At 42.3% G+C, this 17,583-nt stretch carries 13 protein-coding genes; 10 read left to right on the top strand and 3 right to left on the bottom strand.

All coding sequences use genetic code 11. The annotated features are described in order from the left end of the window. The first annotated feature begins 388 nt into the window (after nucleotides 1–388). The 5 genes from DBR32_RS00240 (at nucleotide 389) to DBR32_RS00220 (ending at nucleotide 6,955) form a co-directional block, all read left to right on the top strand. Entirely contained in the window at nucleotides 389–2,284 is a 1,896-nt protein-coding gene (locus tag DBR32_RS00240) for an ATP-dependent DNA helicase RecQ (RefSeq protein WP_124634277.1), read from the top strand. A gap of 68 nt (nucleotides 2,285–2,352) precedes the next feature. After that, complete coding sequence (locus tag DBR32_RS00235; protein WP_124634276.1) at nucleotides 2,353–3,411, top strand: class I fructose-bisphosphate aldolase; 1,059 nt, start codon at nucleotides 2,353–2,355, stop codon at nucleotides 3,409–3,411. 159 nt (nucleotides 3,412–3,570) lie between these two features. Continuing rightward, nucleotides 3,571–4,275 carry a deoxyribonuclease V gene (nfi, locus tag DBR32_RS00230; protein ID WP_124634275.1) on the top strand — a complete coding sequence of 235 codons (705 nt, stop codon included), beginning with the start codon at nucleotides 3,571–3,573 and terminating at the stop codon, nucleotides 4,273–4,275. A gap of 230 nt (nucleotides 4,276–4,505) precedes the next feature. Next, entirely contained in the window at nucleotides 4,506–5,588 is a 1,083-nt protein-coding gene (locus DBR32_RS00225; protein ID WP_124634274.1) for an acyloxyacyl hydrolase, read from the top strand. Between the two features lie 8 nt (nucleotides 5,589–5,596). Continuing rightward, complete coding sequence (locus tag DBR32_RS00220; RefSeq protein WP_124634273.1) at nucleotides 5,597–6,955, top strand: RNA methyltransferase; 1,359 nt, start codon at nucleotides 5,597–5,599, stop codon at nucleotides 6,953–6,955. 5 nt (nucleotides 6,956–6,960) lie between these two features. Here the strand turns inward: DBR32_RS00220 and DBR32_RS00215 are convergent, their stop codons facing one another. Further along, nucleotides 6,961–7,587 (bottom strand): J domain-containing protein, encoded by a 627-nt coding sequence (locus tag DBR32_RS00215; protein WP_255416673.1) that lies wholly within the window; start codon nucleotides 7,585–7,587, stop codon nucleotides 6,961–6,963. A 10-nt stretch (nucleotides 7,588–7,597) separates the two neighbouring features. Further along, the gene (locus DBR32_RS00210) at nucleotides 7,598–8,737 is read right to left on the bottom strand and encodes a glycosyltransferase (protein WP_124634272.1); all 1,140 of its coding nucleotides are present in this window, start codon (nucleotides 8,735–8,737) and stop codon (nucleotides 7,598–7,600) included. 106 nt (nucleotides 8,738–8,843) lie between these two features. On the opposite strand from DBR32_RS00210, the gene DBR32_RS00205 reads away from it, so the two are divergent. Then, nucleotides 8,844–9,101 (top strand): hypothetical protein, encoded by a 258-nt coding sequence (locus tag DBR32_RS00205; RefSeq protein ID WP_124634271.1) that lies wholly within the window; start codon nucleotides 8,844–8,846, stop codon nucleotides 9,099–9,101. A 52-nt stretch (nucleotides 9,102–9,153) separates the two neighbouring features. On the opposite strand, the gene DBR32_RS00200 is transcribed toward DBR32_RS00205, so the two are convergent. Further along, entirely contained in the window at nucleotides 9,154–10,641 is a 1,488-nt protein-coding gene (locus DBR32_RS00200; RefSeq protein ID WP_124634270.1) for a lipopolysaccharide assembly protein LapB, read from the bottom strand. Nucleotides 10,642–10,822: 181 nt separating this feature from the next. Here DBR32_RS00200 and paaZ point away from each other — a divergent pair, with 181 nt between their 5' ends. From paaZ to DBR32_RS00180, 4 genes are all read left to right on the top strand, one after another. Beyond that, complete coding sequence (gene paaZ, locus DBR32_RS00195) at nucleotides 10,823–12,898, top strand: phenylacetic acid degradation bifunctional protein PaaZ (RefSeq protein WP_124634269.1); 2,076 nt, start codon at nucleotides 10,823–10,825, stop codon at nucleotides 12,896–12,898. A 188-nt stretch (nucleotides 12,899–13,086) separates the two neighbouring features. Continuing rightward, nucleotides 13,087–13,284, top strand: a complete 198-nt coding sequence (locus DBR32_RS15660) for a hypothetical protein (RefSeq protein WP_124634268.1) — start codon at nucleotides 13,087–13,089, stop codon at nucleotides 13,282–13,284. A gap of 207 nt (nucleotides 13,285–13,491) precedes the next feature. Then, the gene (locus DBR32_RS00185) at nucleotides 13,492–14,013 is read left to right on the top strand and encodes a hypothetical protein (RefSeq protein WP_124634267.1); all 522 of its coding nucleotides are present in this window, start codon (nucleotides 13,492–13,494) and stop codon (nucleotides 14,011–14,013) included. Between the two features lie 94 nt (nucleotides 14,014–14,107). Then, complete coding sequence (locus DBR32_RS00180) at nucleotides 14,108–17,521, top strand: methylmalonyl-CoA mutase family protein (RefSeq protein WP_124634266.1); 3,414 nt, start codon at nucleotides 14,108–14,110, stop codon at nucleotides 17,519–17,521. Nucleotides 17,522–17,583: the final 62 nt, after the last annotated feature.

Here is a 17,583-nt window from a genome sequence, read left to right as displayed (position 1 = left end):
TATAATGGAGAAGAGGTAAATTATAATTTATGATGTTGTCTGTCAGGTAGATAAAGGATATCGGGGGCTTAGGTACTGTTTACAATGAGGAAACTGTTGTATCAATTCGGGGGGTAAAATGATCATCATTGTCTTAAAAACGATTCATAAAACAATAAGTAGAGAACAGGGTAACGGTGTCTTTTATTTCCACTACTAAGTTACAATAAAACAAGCAGTTATACAGGAAATTTTTATCATTCACATTTCATTAACCAATTTTGGTTTGGGATAGAGATTTGCTCATTCGATATGTTGTAAAAAGAAAATATTTTTGCAGGCTATAGAGCAAAGAATGTTACTAAAGCCGATAAGCCGTCTTTAGCGATGCACCTACACAAGAACAACCATGAATATACGCGAAACCTTATACCACTATTGGAAATACGAGCACTTCCGGCCTTTGCAGGAAGATATTATTACTCAGGTATTGGCGGGTAAGGATGTGTTTGCCATGTTGCCCACCGGCGCGGGAAAATCATTGTGTTATCAGGTGCCGGCGCTCCTGTTTCGGGGCATTACCCTTGTCGTGAGCCCGCTTATTGCGCTGATAGAAGATCAGGTCAATAGTTTGGTGAAACTAGGTATTCCGGCTGTGAGTATCCATTCGGGTTTAGACCGTACACTGCTGGAGCAGCTAATGGATGAAATCGCCGATGGCGCTTATAAACTGGTGTATGTTTCGCCCGAAAGGCTGCAAAATGCGCAGTTTCTGGACCTTATGGCAGGGCTCGATTTGAGTTTTCTGGCGATAGATGAGGCGCATTGTATCTCCCAGTGGGGGCATGATTTTCGTCCGGCTTATCGTAATATTTCGGCCTTTAAAGCATTGTTTCCCAAGACGCCGACACTGGCCATTACGGCTTCGGCGACCCTTGCTGTGAAGCAGGACATAATGCAGCAACTAAGCCTGAAACAACCGGTCGTTTTTGAGCAATCCGTTGTCCGGGCAAATCTGGCGTATCATATCCTTTATACCGAAAATAAACCGCTGTCTTTGACAGAGACCTTGATGGAAGCGGAGGGGAGTGGCATCGTATATTGTAAAACACGTAAACGAACGGTCGAGTGTGCCCAAATAATTAAAGATCGTACGGCCTTGCCGGCTTATCATTATCATGCCGGCATGCGAAAAATGGAGAAAGATTTTTCCTATCATCAATGGCTGAATAGCAGCAATGCCATCATGACGGCCACTACGGCCTTTGGGATGGGCATAGACAAGGCGGATGTTCGGAATGTAATCCATTATGACTTACCCTCAAGTATTGAACAATACTACCAGGAAGTAGGCAGGGCAGGGCGCGATGGGTTGCCGGCGCGGGGTATGCTGCTATACCATATTGCGGATATCAATAATCTGTTGAACTTACCTGAGATACAATTTCCACCCATAGATTTTATAAAAACGGTTTATCAGCATTTGGCCGATTATTTGGGCATCGCAGTCAATAATGGCAATGAGGAAGTATTTGCTTTTGATGTGGCGACTTTTGTCTCCCGGTTTAAATTAGAGATGCTGCCGACCATAAGTGCGGTGAAAATATTGGAAAGACAGGGCTTCCTGGAGTGGAACGAAAATGCACAGACACAGTATACGGTCCGTTTTACTACAAGTCGGGAATCACTTAATTATATAGAAAAGCACTACAAACCGCTACATGAAGTGGTCGAAATGCTGCTGCGTCATTTTGGAAGTATTTTCCATTTTGAAACCCCCATACCGATCTTTAAGGTGGCGCAGGCCTTGAAAATAGATAAAACGGTGTTGGAAGACCGCTTATATCAATTGCAGGATTTTGGCATCTTACAATATAAGCCGGCTATTATAGGCAGTTACATTTTGTGGCAGCACGACCGTTTTACGTTGACCTATCTGCGTTTGGATGAAAAACTGCTGCGGCAAATGAAAAATGCCTTGCAGGAACAGGTGACACAACTTGCCGCATTTATCCATAATGATACGGTATGCAGAAATAAATTATTGTCTGCTTATTTTGGACAGCAACAAGAGGATGCCTGCGGGCAATGTGACAATTGTCTTAAAAGACAGAATGAGATTCAGTATAATACGCCTGAATTGCGCAAGCGGATTGTGGCGGAATTGAAAAATGCAACATCGATGAAGGTCAATGACCTGCTATGGAAATTAAAGGAAGTTCATAAAGAGACCATTCTTGCGGTTTTACAAGGACTTACGGAGGATGGAATCGTTTATTATAATAAAGGAATAATTTCTTTATAGCACTTATTTGATGATATTAACATATTTAATTACTTTTGCAGCCAAATAGAAAACCGAATTAAATGATTATGGCAAACAACAAAATAGTTGAGTTATTAGGCGCCGATGCCGATTCTTTATTGAATCATGAATGTAAGACTATCGATAAGTCTATGTTACATGCTCCATCTCCTTCACATATAGATGACGTATGGGCATTGTCCAATCGTAATATACAAACCTTACGTAGTTTGCAAACCATTATGGGTACCGGTCGTTTGGCTAATAGCGGTTATGTTTCAATCCTTCCTGTAGATCAGGGGATCGAGCATAGTGCCGGGGCTTCATTTGCACCTAATCCTATCTATTTTGATTCTGAGAATATTGTAAAATTAGCGATTGAAGGTGGTTGTAATGCTGTTGCCTCTACTTTTGGCGTATTAGGTTCTGTAGCGCGTAAATATGCACACAAAATCCCGTTTATCGTAAAAATAAACCATAATGAATTCCTGTCTTACCCGGATTCTTACGACCAGATTATGTTTGGTTCTATCAAAGAAGCATGGGAAATGGGAGCAGTAGCAGTAGGTGCTACAATCTATTTCGGTTCTGCAGAAAGCAACCGTCAGATTATTGAAGTTGCTAAAGCATTTGAATATGCGCACTCTTTAGGTATGGCTACCGTATTATGGTGCTACTTAAGAAACAGCGCCTTTAAGGTAGATGGTATAGATTATCACGCTGCTGCAGATTTAACAGCACAGGCAAACCATCTGGGTGTGACTATTCAGGCAGATATCATCAAACAAAAATTACCGACAAATAATGGTGGTTATAATGCCATTAAAGTAGGTAAAACACATAAAGATGTATACAGCAAATTGACAACGGATCACCCGATCGATTTAGCCCGTTACCAGGTAGCGAACTGTTATATGGGTCGTGCAGGTCTGATCAACTCTGGTGGGGAATCTAAAGGAGCTTCTGATTTGGCCGAAGCGGTAACAACTGCCGTAATCAACAAACGTGCCGGTGGTATGGGATTGATCTCTGGCCGTAAAGCATTCCAAAAAGATATGAAAGTAGGGGTTGAATTACTGAATTCAATTCAAGATGTGTATTTGGATAACACCATTACTTTAGCGTAGTCGTAAATACTTTATAGAACAAACCCCTTCAGGTCGTACCTGAAGGGGTTTGTTTATTTCAATAAGCTTATCTTATGAGTGGCTTCTTTCGAGGTAAGATACTTTATGTATCTCATCGTCCCGGGTTGGGAAGTCCGCATTATTCCTTAATTTTAAAGGATGATACTACCCGGTGCATATGATACGCTTTCTCCTTCCGAAGCTATTGCCATCCAGCAGCAGATGCGGGAGCAGATTGACATTCGCCCTTTAGAAAGTCCAATAAAATATATCGGCGGTTCCGATATTTCTTTTAATAAATATGAAGACACCGTATATGCCGGTATTATCGTCTTAACCTATCCGGATATGGTGCCGGTAGAACGGGTAACGGTAATCACCGAAACCAAATTTCCTTATATATCAGGATTGTTAGCCTTCAGAGAAATTCCCGCCCTGCTTTTGGCCTGGGATCAGTTAAAGATTCGACCCGATGTAATGGTTTTGGACGGACAGGGTATTGCACACCAAAGACGCACGGGTATTGCGACACACTTTGGACTGCTTAAAGATGTACCTACTATAGGTTCTGCTAAAAGCCGCTTGACAGGAATCTATACAGAACCCGAAAATGTCGTTTTTGCCCAGGAGCCGCTGATGCATCAAAAAGAACAGATTGGTATTGTCCTTAAAACCAAACTAAATTGTAAACCCATTTTTGTATCTCCCGGTCATAAGGTAGGTATGCAACAGAGTGTCGACATTATTAAAAACTGTAGCCGAAAATACCGCATTCCCGAACCTACGCGGCTGGCACACCTCTTGGTCAATGAAGCGAGGATACGTGCCAAGGAGGGCGATCATAATACTTTGTTCGGGGATTAGATCGGGCTTCTTTGTTTCATAAATACGGTATTGCAGTGTTTTGTGATGCCATCCGGAGCCCTATTCCCTGCTTGTCCTGCGGGATTTACCACATATTGTTTCTTTACTCACTTTTTTTCTTTAAAATTGCATTCTTTTTAAATGTATTATTAGAAAACAGGATTTATCCTATTTGCCCTTATATTTTGTACACAAAACGATCATATTTATTTCTTATTCTTTTACTTTTTGTGCTGCCCGCTGCAGCGCAAAAGTCCGATAAATGGACGGGTATTGGCTTTGAAGCAGATTACTATCACAGTAATATGATGCGGCACAGCAAGAAGATTACCGCACCTTTGGCTCAAAATACAACTACTTTTGACCTGAATTTTGTCCGGAAATATTATGGTAAGAAAGATTGGGAGATCAGGAGACACTATCCTGAAGTCGGTTTAGGTATCATCTACCTGAACTACAATAATCCCAATCTCTACGGTCAGGTATTTGGGATCTTCCCTAATATTCGCTTACGATTGCTTACGCTCGATCGTTTTTCTTGGACTGCGCGGGTAGGGATGGGCATTTGCTATGTGACCAAACCCTATGAGCGCGTACCCAAACCAAATTTGGAGAATGAAACGATTGGCGGCTATGCCAATAATATCAGCCCTTTGCAGACCGACCTTAAATGGAAAATCAATGAACATTGGGAAATACAGGGAGGAGCGCACCTGATTCATGTATCCAATGCTTCTTTCCGCAAACCCAATTTTGGGATCAATATCTGGGGGCTTCAGGCGGGTGTGCGCTATTTTCCCATATCCAATACTCCTGCAAGAATCAGACGGGAAGTGCCTAAGTTATCCAACAGGATTGTGGTATATGCTAAAGGGAGCATTGCCTTTATAGAAAAATATGTACCCGACGGCGGCCTGAACCGCGTGTATAATGCCGGTATATTCGCTACGAAACGCTATTTAGGGAAAAATAAAGCCATTTTAGGGATGGATTATACCTATAACACTGCTGCTTATGCCTTTATGAAGTTTAATGAAAGGCATGCAGGAGAAGAAAACAAATATGCCTACCAGGCCTCCGTATTTATTGGCAATGAATTTACCTTTAGCAGGGTGGGTATTGTCCTTCAGGGTGGGGTATACTTGAAAACACTGGATCAGCAAACAGATAAATTTTATCAGAAACTGGGCGCTAACTATTATATCTGGCAGAAAGAACGGGGCATCCTTAAAGAAATTGTATTATCGGCCTTGTTGAAAACACATCAGAATAACGCAGAACTATTCGAATTAGGTTTGTCTGTCGGGTTTTAATTGCATTTATGGAACATCATTTACCACAACATACTTTTGGAACGGCGCCTTCTTGGGACAATACTTTTTTTGAAGAAGCGCATCAACAAGCACCACCGGTCTCCATCCGGTTGAATCCTTTAAAGGAAACACAGTCCTTTGATTCCCTTGCGCGGGTACCTTGGTGTACAAGGGGACGCTACCTGGAAAGCCGGCCGGTTTTTACCCTAGATCCCTTGTTTCATGCAGGTGCCTATTATGTACAAGAGGCCTCTTCGATGTTTGTAGCGCAGGCATTTGAACAGCATGTAAAAAAACAACAAGCCCTGAAGGTATTGGACCTTTGTGCGGCACCCGGTGGAAAGAGTACCTTGCTTGCTTCTCTATTGGAGCAAGACGATCTCTTGATTTCCAATGAGGTGATCCAAACGCGTGCGTCTATCCTGGTAGAAAATATGACCCGTTGGGGCCAGATGAATACCTGGGTGACGAATAATGATCCTAAAGATTTTGGCCGTGTGGCCGGTTTTTTCGACGCTATTTTGGTCGATGCGCCTTGTAGCGGTTCGGGTTTGTGGCGAAAAGACCCTAAGGCAATAGACGAGTGGAGTACCGAAAATGTGCAGCTCTGTAAGGAGCGCCAGCAGCGGATTCTGGCCGATGTATTGCCCGCTTTGAAGAAAGAGGGTATTTTGATCTACGCCACCTGTTCATATTCTGTAGAAGAGAATGAGCAGATTGTAGACTGGCTGATCCGGGATATGGGTATGGAAAGCCTGCCTATGCAATGTGATCCTGACTGGGGTATTACCGAGACCCTGTCACCCGAACAAAAAGGTTTGGGTTATCGGTTCTATCCATGGAAAACCAGGGGAGAAGGATTTTTTCTTGCCGTGTTCAAAAAGCAAGAGGGTATCGTAACGGATAGCCTGTATCATTCGGTATCCAAACAAAAAAATAATCAGAAAGCCGAACTTGAATTGCATCAGAAAATGAGGCCTTATCTGAATACGGATTTTGAAATATTTACGCATAAAGAATTGATTTACGCCATCAATCCGGTACACATGCCTTATCTGGAACCAATGCGCAATGCATTTTATATAAAAAAAGCGGGTACGGCTATGGGGCAAATTCTTAAGGATCTGGTACCCGAACATGACCTGGCGATGAGCGTACACCTCTCTGATGCCGTCTCCAGGATTGAATTGAGCCATGAAGAAGCCTTACATTATCTTAAAAAAGAATCGGTGAAAACGGCCGATGGTTATAAAGGTTGGCAGGTGGCCACCCATCAGGGCTTAGCTTTAGGTTGGGGGAAATGGATGCCCAACCGGATGAATAATTACCTGCCTAAGCACTACCGGATCAGAATGGACATACCCTAATCCTTTTATTGACGGCTATACCAATACATCAGGAAACAGAGCAGGAGCGCAATACCCAAAATAAACCAACCGGTATATTTGTGATATATATCCCGGTGTTTTCGGCTGTCTTCATAACGTTCTATGCTTTTTAACATGCCTTCGTTATAAGTATTGAGCTTTTTTAAAGAGGCTAAGACCATTGCGGACTGGTGTTGGGGTAAAGTGCGGCATAAGGCTAATACCTGCTCGGTAAACTGCTCATATGCGCTATCGCTCGCCTGCTGCTGGAAGATTGCAATATGATGATCACTCATCATCGAACACAAGTAGTCGGTCAGGTGATTTTCAATTACATGATATTCCTTTTTGACCAGTATCGCCGCCCATACCTGTTGCAATCGGTCCAGCATTAATGCCGGCGTGACCGCTCGTGTATAGTGCAGGGAATTTTTTTGCAGCAACCATAATTCTTTATCATAGTCCTTCCGCTTGTGCGCATCAGACAAGACTTCATAAGCTGCCTTTAAGGCGGTAAAATGCGTATGGGCAAAGGTATTATCGGGATTTTTGTCGGGATGGTATTGATGTGCCAGCCTGCGGAACGATTTTTTGATCGTACCCGCATCCGCATCAGGTGCTACTTCCAGTATTTGATAGTAGTTATTGATGGTTGATCGTTTTATACAATTGCATAATACTGTCCAGGAAATAATCCCAGCTGTATTTTTTCTTTTCCGCTTTTATATGTTCAATAAGCGTTTCTTCCTTTCCTTCTTCATAAAATCTAAGAATATTATCCGCTATAGATGTAGGGTCCACCTCAGCAACATAGCCTATTTTTCCATCAGGAATAGATTCTGCCAGACCACCGACGTTGGTGACCACCATCGGTTTGTTGAAGTGAAAGCAAATCTGCGTAATACCGCTTTGCGTGGCATTACGATAGGGTTGTACCACCACATCTGCCGCAGAAAAGTATAAACCCACTTCCGCATTTGGAATAAAGTCTGTAAATAAGTATAGCTGATCGGCCAAACCCCGTGACTGGATCAGGTTATCGTAGCTTTCTCGCTTTTCATAGAATTCTCCCGCTACCATCAGCTTGATCCCTTTTTGTTTGATGCGCGCATCAGTCATTGCCTCAAGCAGTAGATCAAGGCCTTTATACTTACGAATAAAGCCAAAAAACAAAATCACTTTTTCGTCGGCCGGGATATTTAATTTTTTCCGGGCTTCGGCTTTGGGATAGCTATCTCCAAAATTATCATAAAGCGGATGCGGCGTATATAGCTTAGGTTTTTGTGGCGCAAATTGCTCCAGGTCTTTTAAAACACTTTGGCTCATCGTGAGAAAAGCATGGATTGGCTTTACAAAGTATTTCGTAAACGCCGTATCGCCGGTTCTTTTTTCATGAGGAATGATATTATCGGCAATACAAATGATCTTGGTTTTGCGGTTTTTAGCGGCAGTTCTCAGGATCGTTCCCAGGCTGGGACCAAAATAGGGCATCCAATACCGCACCAGGATCAGGTCTGCATTTTCATTCCTTAATTGGCGGCCTGCTTTGATCCAGTTCAATGGATTGGCCGAATTAATAGCCGGTTTGATATGTATGTTTTCCGGAGCAGGCTCTGTGGAATATTGCGTTTTGCCCGGAAATAAGAAACTAGGATATTGTAAACTGTAGGAATAAATAATAACATCGTGGCCCTGCGCTTGCATAAAAGAGGCAAACCGCTCATTGAACGTAGCAATGCCCCCTCTTAAAGGATAAGCCGAACCAATAATAATGATCTTCATTTATAAATTTTTACGAAAATAAAACATTAAGGCTGCGGAAAAAAATTTGCATTTTGATTTCTCCATTCCGAATATTATCTTTGATGAAATTTGAAAAATTGTCATAATGAAAAAACAATTACTCCGTGCTACTGTTACCCTCTGTGGCTTAGGTCTTCTGAGTTTAGGATTTACTTCTTGTATCAAAGATTATACCTGCCGTTGTGAGGTGGTTTATTCCGGTAAACCAGGGCTTCCTGCTCCTATTACGAAAGAGTATAATGTCAGAGACAATAGCAAAGGAGCCTCTTCAAAATGCAAAGCAGCTTCTCAGACGAAGACTGAAATGGGCATTGTAACGACCGAAACCTGCGATTTGTATTAATACAATCTTATTATATTTTAAAAGGCAAACTTCAGAGAAGTTTGCCTTTTTGTTATTTTAACCGGTTCAATGCCGCTTTTGCCTTCTGCTCCAGCGAATTTTCATAATCATGATTTTTCATGTCCATACAGGTATGATACCATTTGATCGCGGTAGCTTTCTGGCCCTGATCTTCATAGATATTGCCCAGTTCTAATGCAGCTCTGGCTGCATAATGCTCTGTTCTTTCTGCACCTGTTTTAACCGTCTCCTCATAAAAGGCGATGGCCAGGTTTTTTTGTCCTAAAGCATTATAGATTTGCGCGTTTCTGTAGGTAAACTCTAATTGATCAGCCTCCTTGAGAAAGTCTGTTTTCTTGTATTTACTGATCACAGTATTGGCTTTTAGATAATTGCCCCCATCACAAAGCAGGTGTATCTTCAACAGGGTTGCATCCGGATAACTGCTGCTCTTGGCATACCTTAAAGCCTGTTTATCGCCATCTGTAATGGCCGAGCCGTATTGAAGACAGTAATTTTTATACTCATCAGCCTTCGTCTTATTGCCCATCACCCAATAATACTGGCTCATCTTCTGATAGGTTTCTTTAATAAAATAATTGTTTTTTGTGCTATTCAAAAAACGGTTAAAGTAGCGGATACAATCATCATCAAGGCTGAATAAGGCGGCCTGGCCCATTTCAAAGTTAAATGCCGGCACCTCCATATAACCATTGTCTTTATTCAGGTTGTTGAGGATATTTTGTGCCAGTGCCGATTTGTTATTATTCAAAGCAATATTTGCTTTGGTAAAAGCCAGCAGGTAATTATTCCTCACATCAATCTTATTGGCATCAAGGTATTCAAAAGCCAGTTTGGGCTCGCTGTATAAAATCGATTTAAAATAGCAATAGTACACAATGGCTTCTTCTTTCAGCAGCTGCGCATCGGAGCCGGTATTATTAAGGTAGTTAATAATGCGTGTATTGCCGCTTTTTACAGATCCTTTAAAACCCAATAAATTCACCATCCATTTGTAATTGTTGGGAATCGTGCCGATCATGCCCTCTGCAACCCCAAGTAAGATGTCATTTTGCTTGAAATTAGGAAATTTGGATTGGTTTTCTTTCAGGTTGTTGTAAGATTTGCGAAATAGATTTGCTCCGGTAGTCATATCGTTGAAACGGATATTGATTGCCGCCCAGTGAAAGTACAGCGTTGCTTTGGTATAGGCATACCAGGGCGAATTTTTATCACCTTTATCCAATACATTCATGCGGATACTCAGGTTATTTCTTCTTCGTTTCAATTCTGCCGGATCTCCGCGAAACAATAATGTAAACACATCGTCATAGCTATACAGGTATATCGCGATCAGGTTATTAGGGTGGTCTTTAAGTTCCGCTTCCAGCAATTTATTCGCCTCTGCAATCTTAAAAGAAGTATAGGCCTGGTAGGCAGATTGACATCTGGTGTTGAAATCGTAATAATAGCCGGCCAGGCTACGTAAGGTAAAAAATAAGCAAAAGAATATCGCCAGTAAGGCCGCTTTTTTGAACATGGCGCAAAAATAAAAAGCTTTGACGGGAATACACATTTTTAATTTGTTATTAAGCAGTATATAAGCGCCTTTTTGTAAGGAATACGAGGCGCGCAACCACTGTTAATAATTGTTTCGCGATGCCCCTGTATAAGATATTTTATTGTAAATTGCGGGTCTATACTGTACAAATCACTTCAATATGTCTTTAATAAAATTACAGAACTACGCGGGCGGACAGTGGATTCCGGCAACCGATAATGGAGAAACCTTATACAATGCCATTACGGGAGAGGCGCTGTATACCGCTGATAGTAAAAACCTGGATTTTGCTGCCATGATGCAGTATGCCAGAACAACCGGTAGTCCTGCATTAAGAAAAATGACTTTTCACGAACGCGGCAGAATGCTTAAAGCATTGGCCCTGTATCTGATGGAAAGAAAAGAAACATATTATACAATTTCTGCCTTTACCGGAGCGACCCGTGCCGATAGCTGGGTCGATATCGAAGGCGGCATCGGTAATCTATTTGCCAATGCCTCTTTACGCCGTCAATTTCCGGATGAGCCTTTTTATATTGATGGTGATGTAGCCCCTTTGTCAAAAGGCGGTAGTTTCATTGGCCATCATATTATGGTACCCAAACGTGGTGTGGCGATTCACATCAATGCCTTTAACTTCCCGGTTTGGGGTATGTTGGAAAAAGTAGCCGTAAACCTGATGGCAGGCGTGCCCGCTATTGTAAAACCCGCAACCCTCACTTCCTTCCTCACCGAAGCCGTTGTGCAGGATATTATTGCTTCGGGTATTTTGCCGGCAGGTGCATTGCAGTTGATTTGTGGTTCCGCAAGGGGCATCCTGGACTTTGTAGAAAATGGCGATACCGTAACCTTTACAGGTTCTGCCACTACGGGTAAAATGCTGAAATCACATCCGCGTTTGATAGAAGAAGCCGTTCCGTTCAATATGGAGGCCGATTCGCTGAACTGTTCGGTACTCGGAATTGATGTGACCACAGATATGCCGGAATTTGATATTTTCATAAAAGAAATTGCCAGAGAGATAACGACAAAAGCAGGTCAGAAATGTACTGCAGTGCGCAGGATCATTGTGCCTGAAAATATGGTAGAAGACGTTCAGATTGCTTTAGGTAAGCGCTTAGCCAGCTCGACCATCGGCGATCCTTCTGTAGAAGGCGTGCGTATGGGTTCCCTGGCCGGGCAATCCCAGAAAGAAGAAGTATTAGGCAAGATTAAAGAATTGCAACAATCGCAGGAAATCGTGATCGGCGACCTTGATGCTTTTGAGGTAAAAGGTGCTGATAAGGAAAAAGGAGCCTTCCTACCGCCTGTTGTCTTCTTTAATGATAATCCTTTCCAGAAAACAGATGTGCACAATATTGAAGCTTTTGGTCCCGTAAGTACCATTATGCCCTATAAAACGACCGATGAAGCTGCAGCACTCGCCCAAATGGGTAAGGGTTCTTTGGTGAGTTCGATCATTACGGCCGACGATGCCATCGCAAAAGATTATACTTTAGAAGCAGCGACCATGCATGGCCGTATCTTAATCCTGAACAGAGACTGTGCCAAAGAAAGCACAGGCCATGGTTCTCCGATGCCGATGTTGGTACACGGAGGTCCCGGTCGTGCCGGTGGCGGAGAAGAAATGGGCGGTATCAGAGGGGTATTACATTATATGCAACGCACCGCCATTCAAGGCTCTCCTACTACGATCACAGCCATTACCAATGTCTATCAGCAAGGAGCTAAAGGCAATCTGAGTGCGGTACATCCTTTCAAGAAATATTTTGAAGAATTAAAAGTGAGTGATCAATTGATGACCGAAAGCCGGGAGATCACCAGTGAGGATATTGACAAATTTGCAGCGCTGAGTGGCGATAATTTCTATGCCCATAAAGTAGAAACCGATTTTGAAGGCACTATGTTTGACCAACAGGTGGCACATGGCTATTTTATTATGAGCATAGCGGCCGGTTTGTTTGTTGATAGTTATGAATTAAACCCGGTACTGTTGAATTATGGTATTGATGATTTGCGTTTTACCAAACCGGTATATCCCGGGGCAAAAATCAGCATCCGTTTTACCTGCAAGCAGAAACTACCCAATGATACGACACCTTCAGAAGATAATCCGAAGTCCAAGATCAAGCGTGGTATTGTTAAATGGCTCGTCGAAATGCTGGACGATACTGATGAACCTTTAGTGGGTGTGGCTACCATATTGACGATGGTGAAACTGAAAAACCAGGACTAATAAGATTAATTGAGTGATAAATAAAAAATGCGATGCCTTGGGTGTCGCACTTTTTATTCATATCGTTTTGATAACTAGAAACGTTAATCATAATAATAAACTATATTTTATGATAAGTAATACAAAAGTTTACCGATGCACAGTGAGTATAAGCATGCTGTTACTTTTTTCCTGTAGTGCTATTTGGATTGCTTAATCAAAATGTTTCTTTTGCCCTAACCAAGTCCTTTAGGATAGGAGTAGAAGCTGGTATCGGACTTGATGCGCTTTCCTGGAGAAGAAGATCTTACAAGTATGATGAAGTTGTCACTAAGACTGATTGGTATACCGATTTCGGACCCTATGTCCTTGCCGGCTACGCACTTACTTTGAGTTATGATTTTTAATGATTAATTTGGATAAGATAAAAGTCGTGGCTAAAAAAACACTTTGTTATGTGTCCTTTTCGGCACATTAATGCTTTTCTTAAAATAAGAAGTGGGCGACATCCTTATTTTTTGATTGATCAGCTCCCTATATCGGCACACAGAGGTTTATTAAATCTCATTATTATAATTATCTTAGCCGGCAAATCAAAATTAGTATTAAAATACATGAAGAAAATTATTTTATTTTCGGTATCCTGTCTCCTGTTGTTTACCGCTTGCTCGGAGAAAAGGAAACACACCTGCAGCGATAGTATCGTTCGTATTACACCCAGTATAGGGTTTATCGGTTATAGTCAAAGCGAACTGGCCACAGTGGCCATTACTGGTTACCGTGCGGGTTCCGGCTGGGGCGATGTTCGCTTCCGGGATACCTTACACCCGGTGAATATGTACCAAAAGGGAGATACCCTTTCTGCAAGTCCTACTGCCGGCTTTTATGACATCAGGGAGGGTACAGACTACAAGGTCTATATCCCGGCTACCGGACGTACGTATTTGCTGACGGAAGTGAAAAAAGGTGCGGAAACCTATACTTATGAGATCAATCAGCCTTGTAGAAGCGGAAGAACAAAAGTCGAGCCCTATACCGGTTTTATGATTGATGGCCTGCCCGATTTTCCTCGTAATTTAGCAGTGGATCAGGGATATGCTTATCCTCACGCGATGATGGCCTTTTTGCGTCGGTAACCGACTGTTGCCTCATCTCCTTCTTTTTTAGTATCTATGGCGCTATGTGCGCCATTTTTTGTACTTTTGGAGGTTATTATAAGCTAATAAAATTATGTCCTATTCTCCTAAAAATAAAATTCGCATTGTAACGGCTGCTTCTCTTTTTGACGGCCATGATGCTTCTATAAATATTATGCGTCGGGTGATGCAGGCCAATGGTACCGAAGTGATCCACCTCGGCCATGACCGCAGTGTGCAGGAAGTAGTTGATTGTGCCATTCAGGAAGATGCCAATGCTATTGCCATGACCTCTTATCAGGGCGGGCATGTAGAATATTTAAAGTACATGTATGACCTTTTGAAAGAAAAAGGTGCCGGCCATATCAAGATCTTTGCCGGTGGTGGTGGTGTAATTCTTCCGGAAGAAATTAAAGAACTGGAAGCTTATGGGATTGATAAGATTTACTCTCCTGATGATGGCCGTGCAATGGGCTTAGAAGGTATGATCATTGATCTGATGAGCCAATCCGATTATGCTACCGGTAACCAATTAAACGGTGAAGTAGGGCATATTAAAGATAAAAATCCGAAAGACATTGGCCGTATGATCTCCGCTGCGGAAAACTATGGTGATTTGCCGGAAACAAAAGCAATGTTACAAAAAGTAGTCGAACTGGCTAAGGAAAGTAAGACACCTGTATTGGGTATTACCGGTACCGGTGGTTCGGGTAAGTCTTCTTCGGTAGATGAAATTGTACGACGCTATTTATTGGATTTTCCCGAAAAAACAATCGGTATTATATCGGTAGATCCTTCCAAAAGGAAGACTGGCGGAGCTTTACTGGGTGATCGTATCCGGATGAATGCCATTCGCAATGACCGGGTGTATATGCGCTCTATGGCAACCCGTCAAAGCAATCTGGCGGTATCAAAATATATTGAAGATGCCGTAAATATTCTGAAAGCGGCACAATACGATTTAATCGTTTTAGAAACTTCAGGTATCGGGCAAAGTGATACGCAAATCACGGATTACAGTGATGTGAGTATGTACATCATGACCCCGGAATATGGTGCGGCAACACAATTGGAGAAAATCGACATGCTTGATTTTGCCGATATCGTTGTCGTGAATAAATTTGATAAACGTGGTGCTGCAGATGCCCTGCGCGATGTGAAAAAACAATACCAGCGCAACCATAAATTATTTGATCAGGATACGGATGCCATGCCGATATATGGGACCATTGCCTCTCAATTTAACGATCCGGGTACAAACAGTATGTATCGTGCCTTAATGGATAAGATTGTAGAGAAAACAGGTGCTGATCTGCAATCGGATTTTGTGGCTTCGGGCGAGTTAAGTGAGAAAATATTTATTATTCCCCCATCCAGAACCCGTTACCTGAGCGAGATTGCGGAGAACAATCGTGGCTATGATAAGAAGGCGGTGGAGCAGTCGGATGTTGCCCAGAAACTATTCGGGATCAGCAAAACCATTGAAACCTTACAGTCTACACTTGTTGAAGATAAAGATCGTCTGATTAAGGAACTACAGGAAGTGTATCATAAGGTAAGCTTGGAAATGGATCCGAAAAACCTGGAATTGCTAAAAAACTGGGAAGCCAAGAAAGCGAATTATCAAAATGAATTCTACGAATTTAAAGTGCGTGATAAAGTATTAAAAATTAAAACGCATACTGAATCTTTATCCCATTCTCAAATCCCTAAAGTAGCCGTGCCACGCTTCGAAGCCTGGGGCGAAATATTGAAATGGTCCTTGTTGGAAAACTTCCCGGGAGAATTTCCGTATGCTGCAGGGATCTATCCGTTTAAGCGTGAAGGAGAAGATCCAACCCGTATGTTTGCCGGAGAAGGCGGACCGGAAAGAACCAACAAACGATTCCACTATGTAAGTAAAGGCTTACCGGCCGCACGTTTAAGTACTGCTTTTGACTCCGTAACTTTATATGGGCAGGATCCTGATCATCGTCCGGATATCTATGGTAAAATCGGTAACTCCGGTGTGAGCGTACCAACTTTGGATGATGCCAAAAAATTATATTCAGGGTTTAACCTGGCCGATCCGAAAACCTCGGTTTCCATGACCATTAATGGCCCCGCGCCAACGATTACGGCTTTCTTTATGAATGCAGCAATTGATCAGCAATGTGAGTTATATATTAAAGAAAACGGCCTGGAAGCGGAAGTGAATGCCAAGATTGATGCCATTTATAAAGATAAAGGTGTGGCGCGTCCATATTACAGCGCCAATGTAGGTGTAGGTAAAGCCGCAGAAGGTCAATCAGGCGTATTGCCCGAAGGTAATAATGGCTTGGGTCTAATGCTCCTGGGCGTTACCGGAGACATGGTATTGCCAGCCGATGTATATGCATCCATTAAAGAAAGAACGCTGAAATCTGTTAGGGGTACGGTTCAGGCCGATATCCTGAAAGAAGATCAGGCACAAAATACCTGTATCTTTTCTACTGAATTCTCCTTGAGGGTAATGGGAGATGTGCAGCAATATTTTATTAATGAAGGGGTTAGGAATTTCTATTCTGTTTCTATTTCCGGTTATCATATTGCAGAAGCAGGAGCCAATCCGATTTCACAATTAGCCTTTACAATTTCTAATGGCTTCACTTTTGTAGAATACTATTTGAGCCGCGGCATGCATATCGATGATTTTGCGCCGAATTTATCGTTCTTCTTCTCCAATGGTATCGATCCGGAATATTCTGTAATCGGCCGTGTGGCACGCAGAATCTGGTCTAAAGCCATGAAGTATAAATATGGCGGTAATGAGCGCTCACAAATGCTGAAATACCACATTCAGACCTCAGGTCGTTCTTTGCATGCACAGGAAATCGATTTTAATGATATCCGTACGACCTTACAGGCCTTGTATGCCATTTATGATAACTGTAACTCCTTACACACGAATGCCTATGATGAAGCCATCACCACGCCTACCGAAGAGTCGGTGCGCCGTGCAATGGCCATCCAGCTGATCATCAACCGCGAATTAGGTTTGGCGAAAAATGAAAATCCTTTACAAGGATCGTTCATTATCGAAGAACTGACGGATCTGGTGGAAGCAGCAGTACTGGCAGAGTTTGATAAGATCACCGAGCGGGGTGGGGTATTGGGTGCTATGGAAACCATGTATCAGCGTGGAAAAATACAGGAAGAAAGCTTGTATTATGAAACCTTAAAACATACCGGTGAGTTTCCGATTATCGGCGTAAATACCTTCTTAAGTTCAAAAGGTTCTCCAACGGTTGTTCCTGCAGAGGTAATCCGTTCTACAACAGAAGAAAAAGAATTCCAGATTGAAAATATCCAACACCTTTGGGCCCGTAGCGGAGACAAAGGTGAGACGGCATTAAAGCGTCTACAAGAAGTAGCCATAAAGAATGGTAACATCTTTGAAGAATTAATGCATACTGTTAAGTTCTGTTCTTTGGGACAGATTACCCGTGCTTTATTTGAAGTAGGCGGACAATACCGGAGAAATATGTAAGCAATTCCTCCATAGATTTACTTTTTAAGGCTGTAATATTTATTTTACAGCCTTATTTATAT

This window comes from Taibaiella sp. KBW10 (assembly GCF_003852495.1).
Lineage (GTDB): Bacteria > Bacteroidota > Bacteroidia > Chitinophagales > Chitinophagaceae > Edaphocola.
The sequence above is the reverse complement of the archived record's forward strand: the minus strand, read 5'-3'. Positions and strand labels throughout refer to the sequence as shown.

Excerpts from the sequence above, each read along its gene's own strand:
- nfi (WP_124634275.1), top strand. The coding sequence starts at position 3,571 with ATGATACTACCCGGTGCATATGATACGCTTTCTCCTTCCGAAGCTATT.
- paaZ (WP_124634269.1), top strand. The coding sequence starts at position 10,823 with ATGTCTTTAATAAAATTACAGAACTACGCGGGCGGACAGTGGATTCCG.
- DBR32_RS00185 (WP_124634267.1), top strand. The coding sequence starts at position 13,492 with ATGAAGAAAATTATTTTATTTTCGGTATCCTGTCTCCTGTTGTTTACC.
- DBR32_RS00220 (WP_124634273.1), top strand. The coding sequence starts at position 5,597 with ATGGAACATCATTTACCACAACATACTTTTGGAACGGCGCCTTCTTGG.
- DBR32_RS00180 (WP_124634266.1), top strand. The coding sequence starts at position 14,108 with ATGTCCTATTCTCCTAAAAATAAAATTCGCATTGTAACGGCTGCTTCT.
- DBR32_RS00200 (WP_124634270.1), bottom strand. The coding sequence starts at position 10,641 with ATGTTCAAAAAAGCGGCCTTACTGGCGATATTCTTTTGCTTATTTTTT.
- DBR32_RS00240 (WP_124634277.1), top strand. The coding sequence starts at position 389 with ATGAATATACGCGAAACCTTATACCACTATTGGAAATACGAGCACTTC.
- DBR32_RS00205 (WP_124634271.1), top strand. The coding sequence starts at position 8,844 with ATGAAAAAACAATTACTCCGTGCTACTGTTACCCTCTGTGGCTTAGGT.
- DBR32_RS00210 (WP_124634272.1), bottom strand. The coding sequence starts at position 8,737 with ATGAAGATCATTATTATTGGTTCGGCTTATCCTTTAAGAGGGGGCATT.
- DBR32_RS00235 (WP_124634276.1), top strand. The coding sequence starts at position 2,353 with ATGGCAAACAACAAAATAGTTGAGTTATTAGGCGCCGATGCCGATTCT.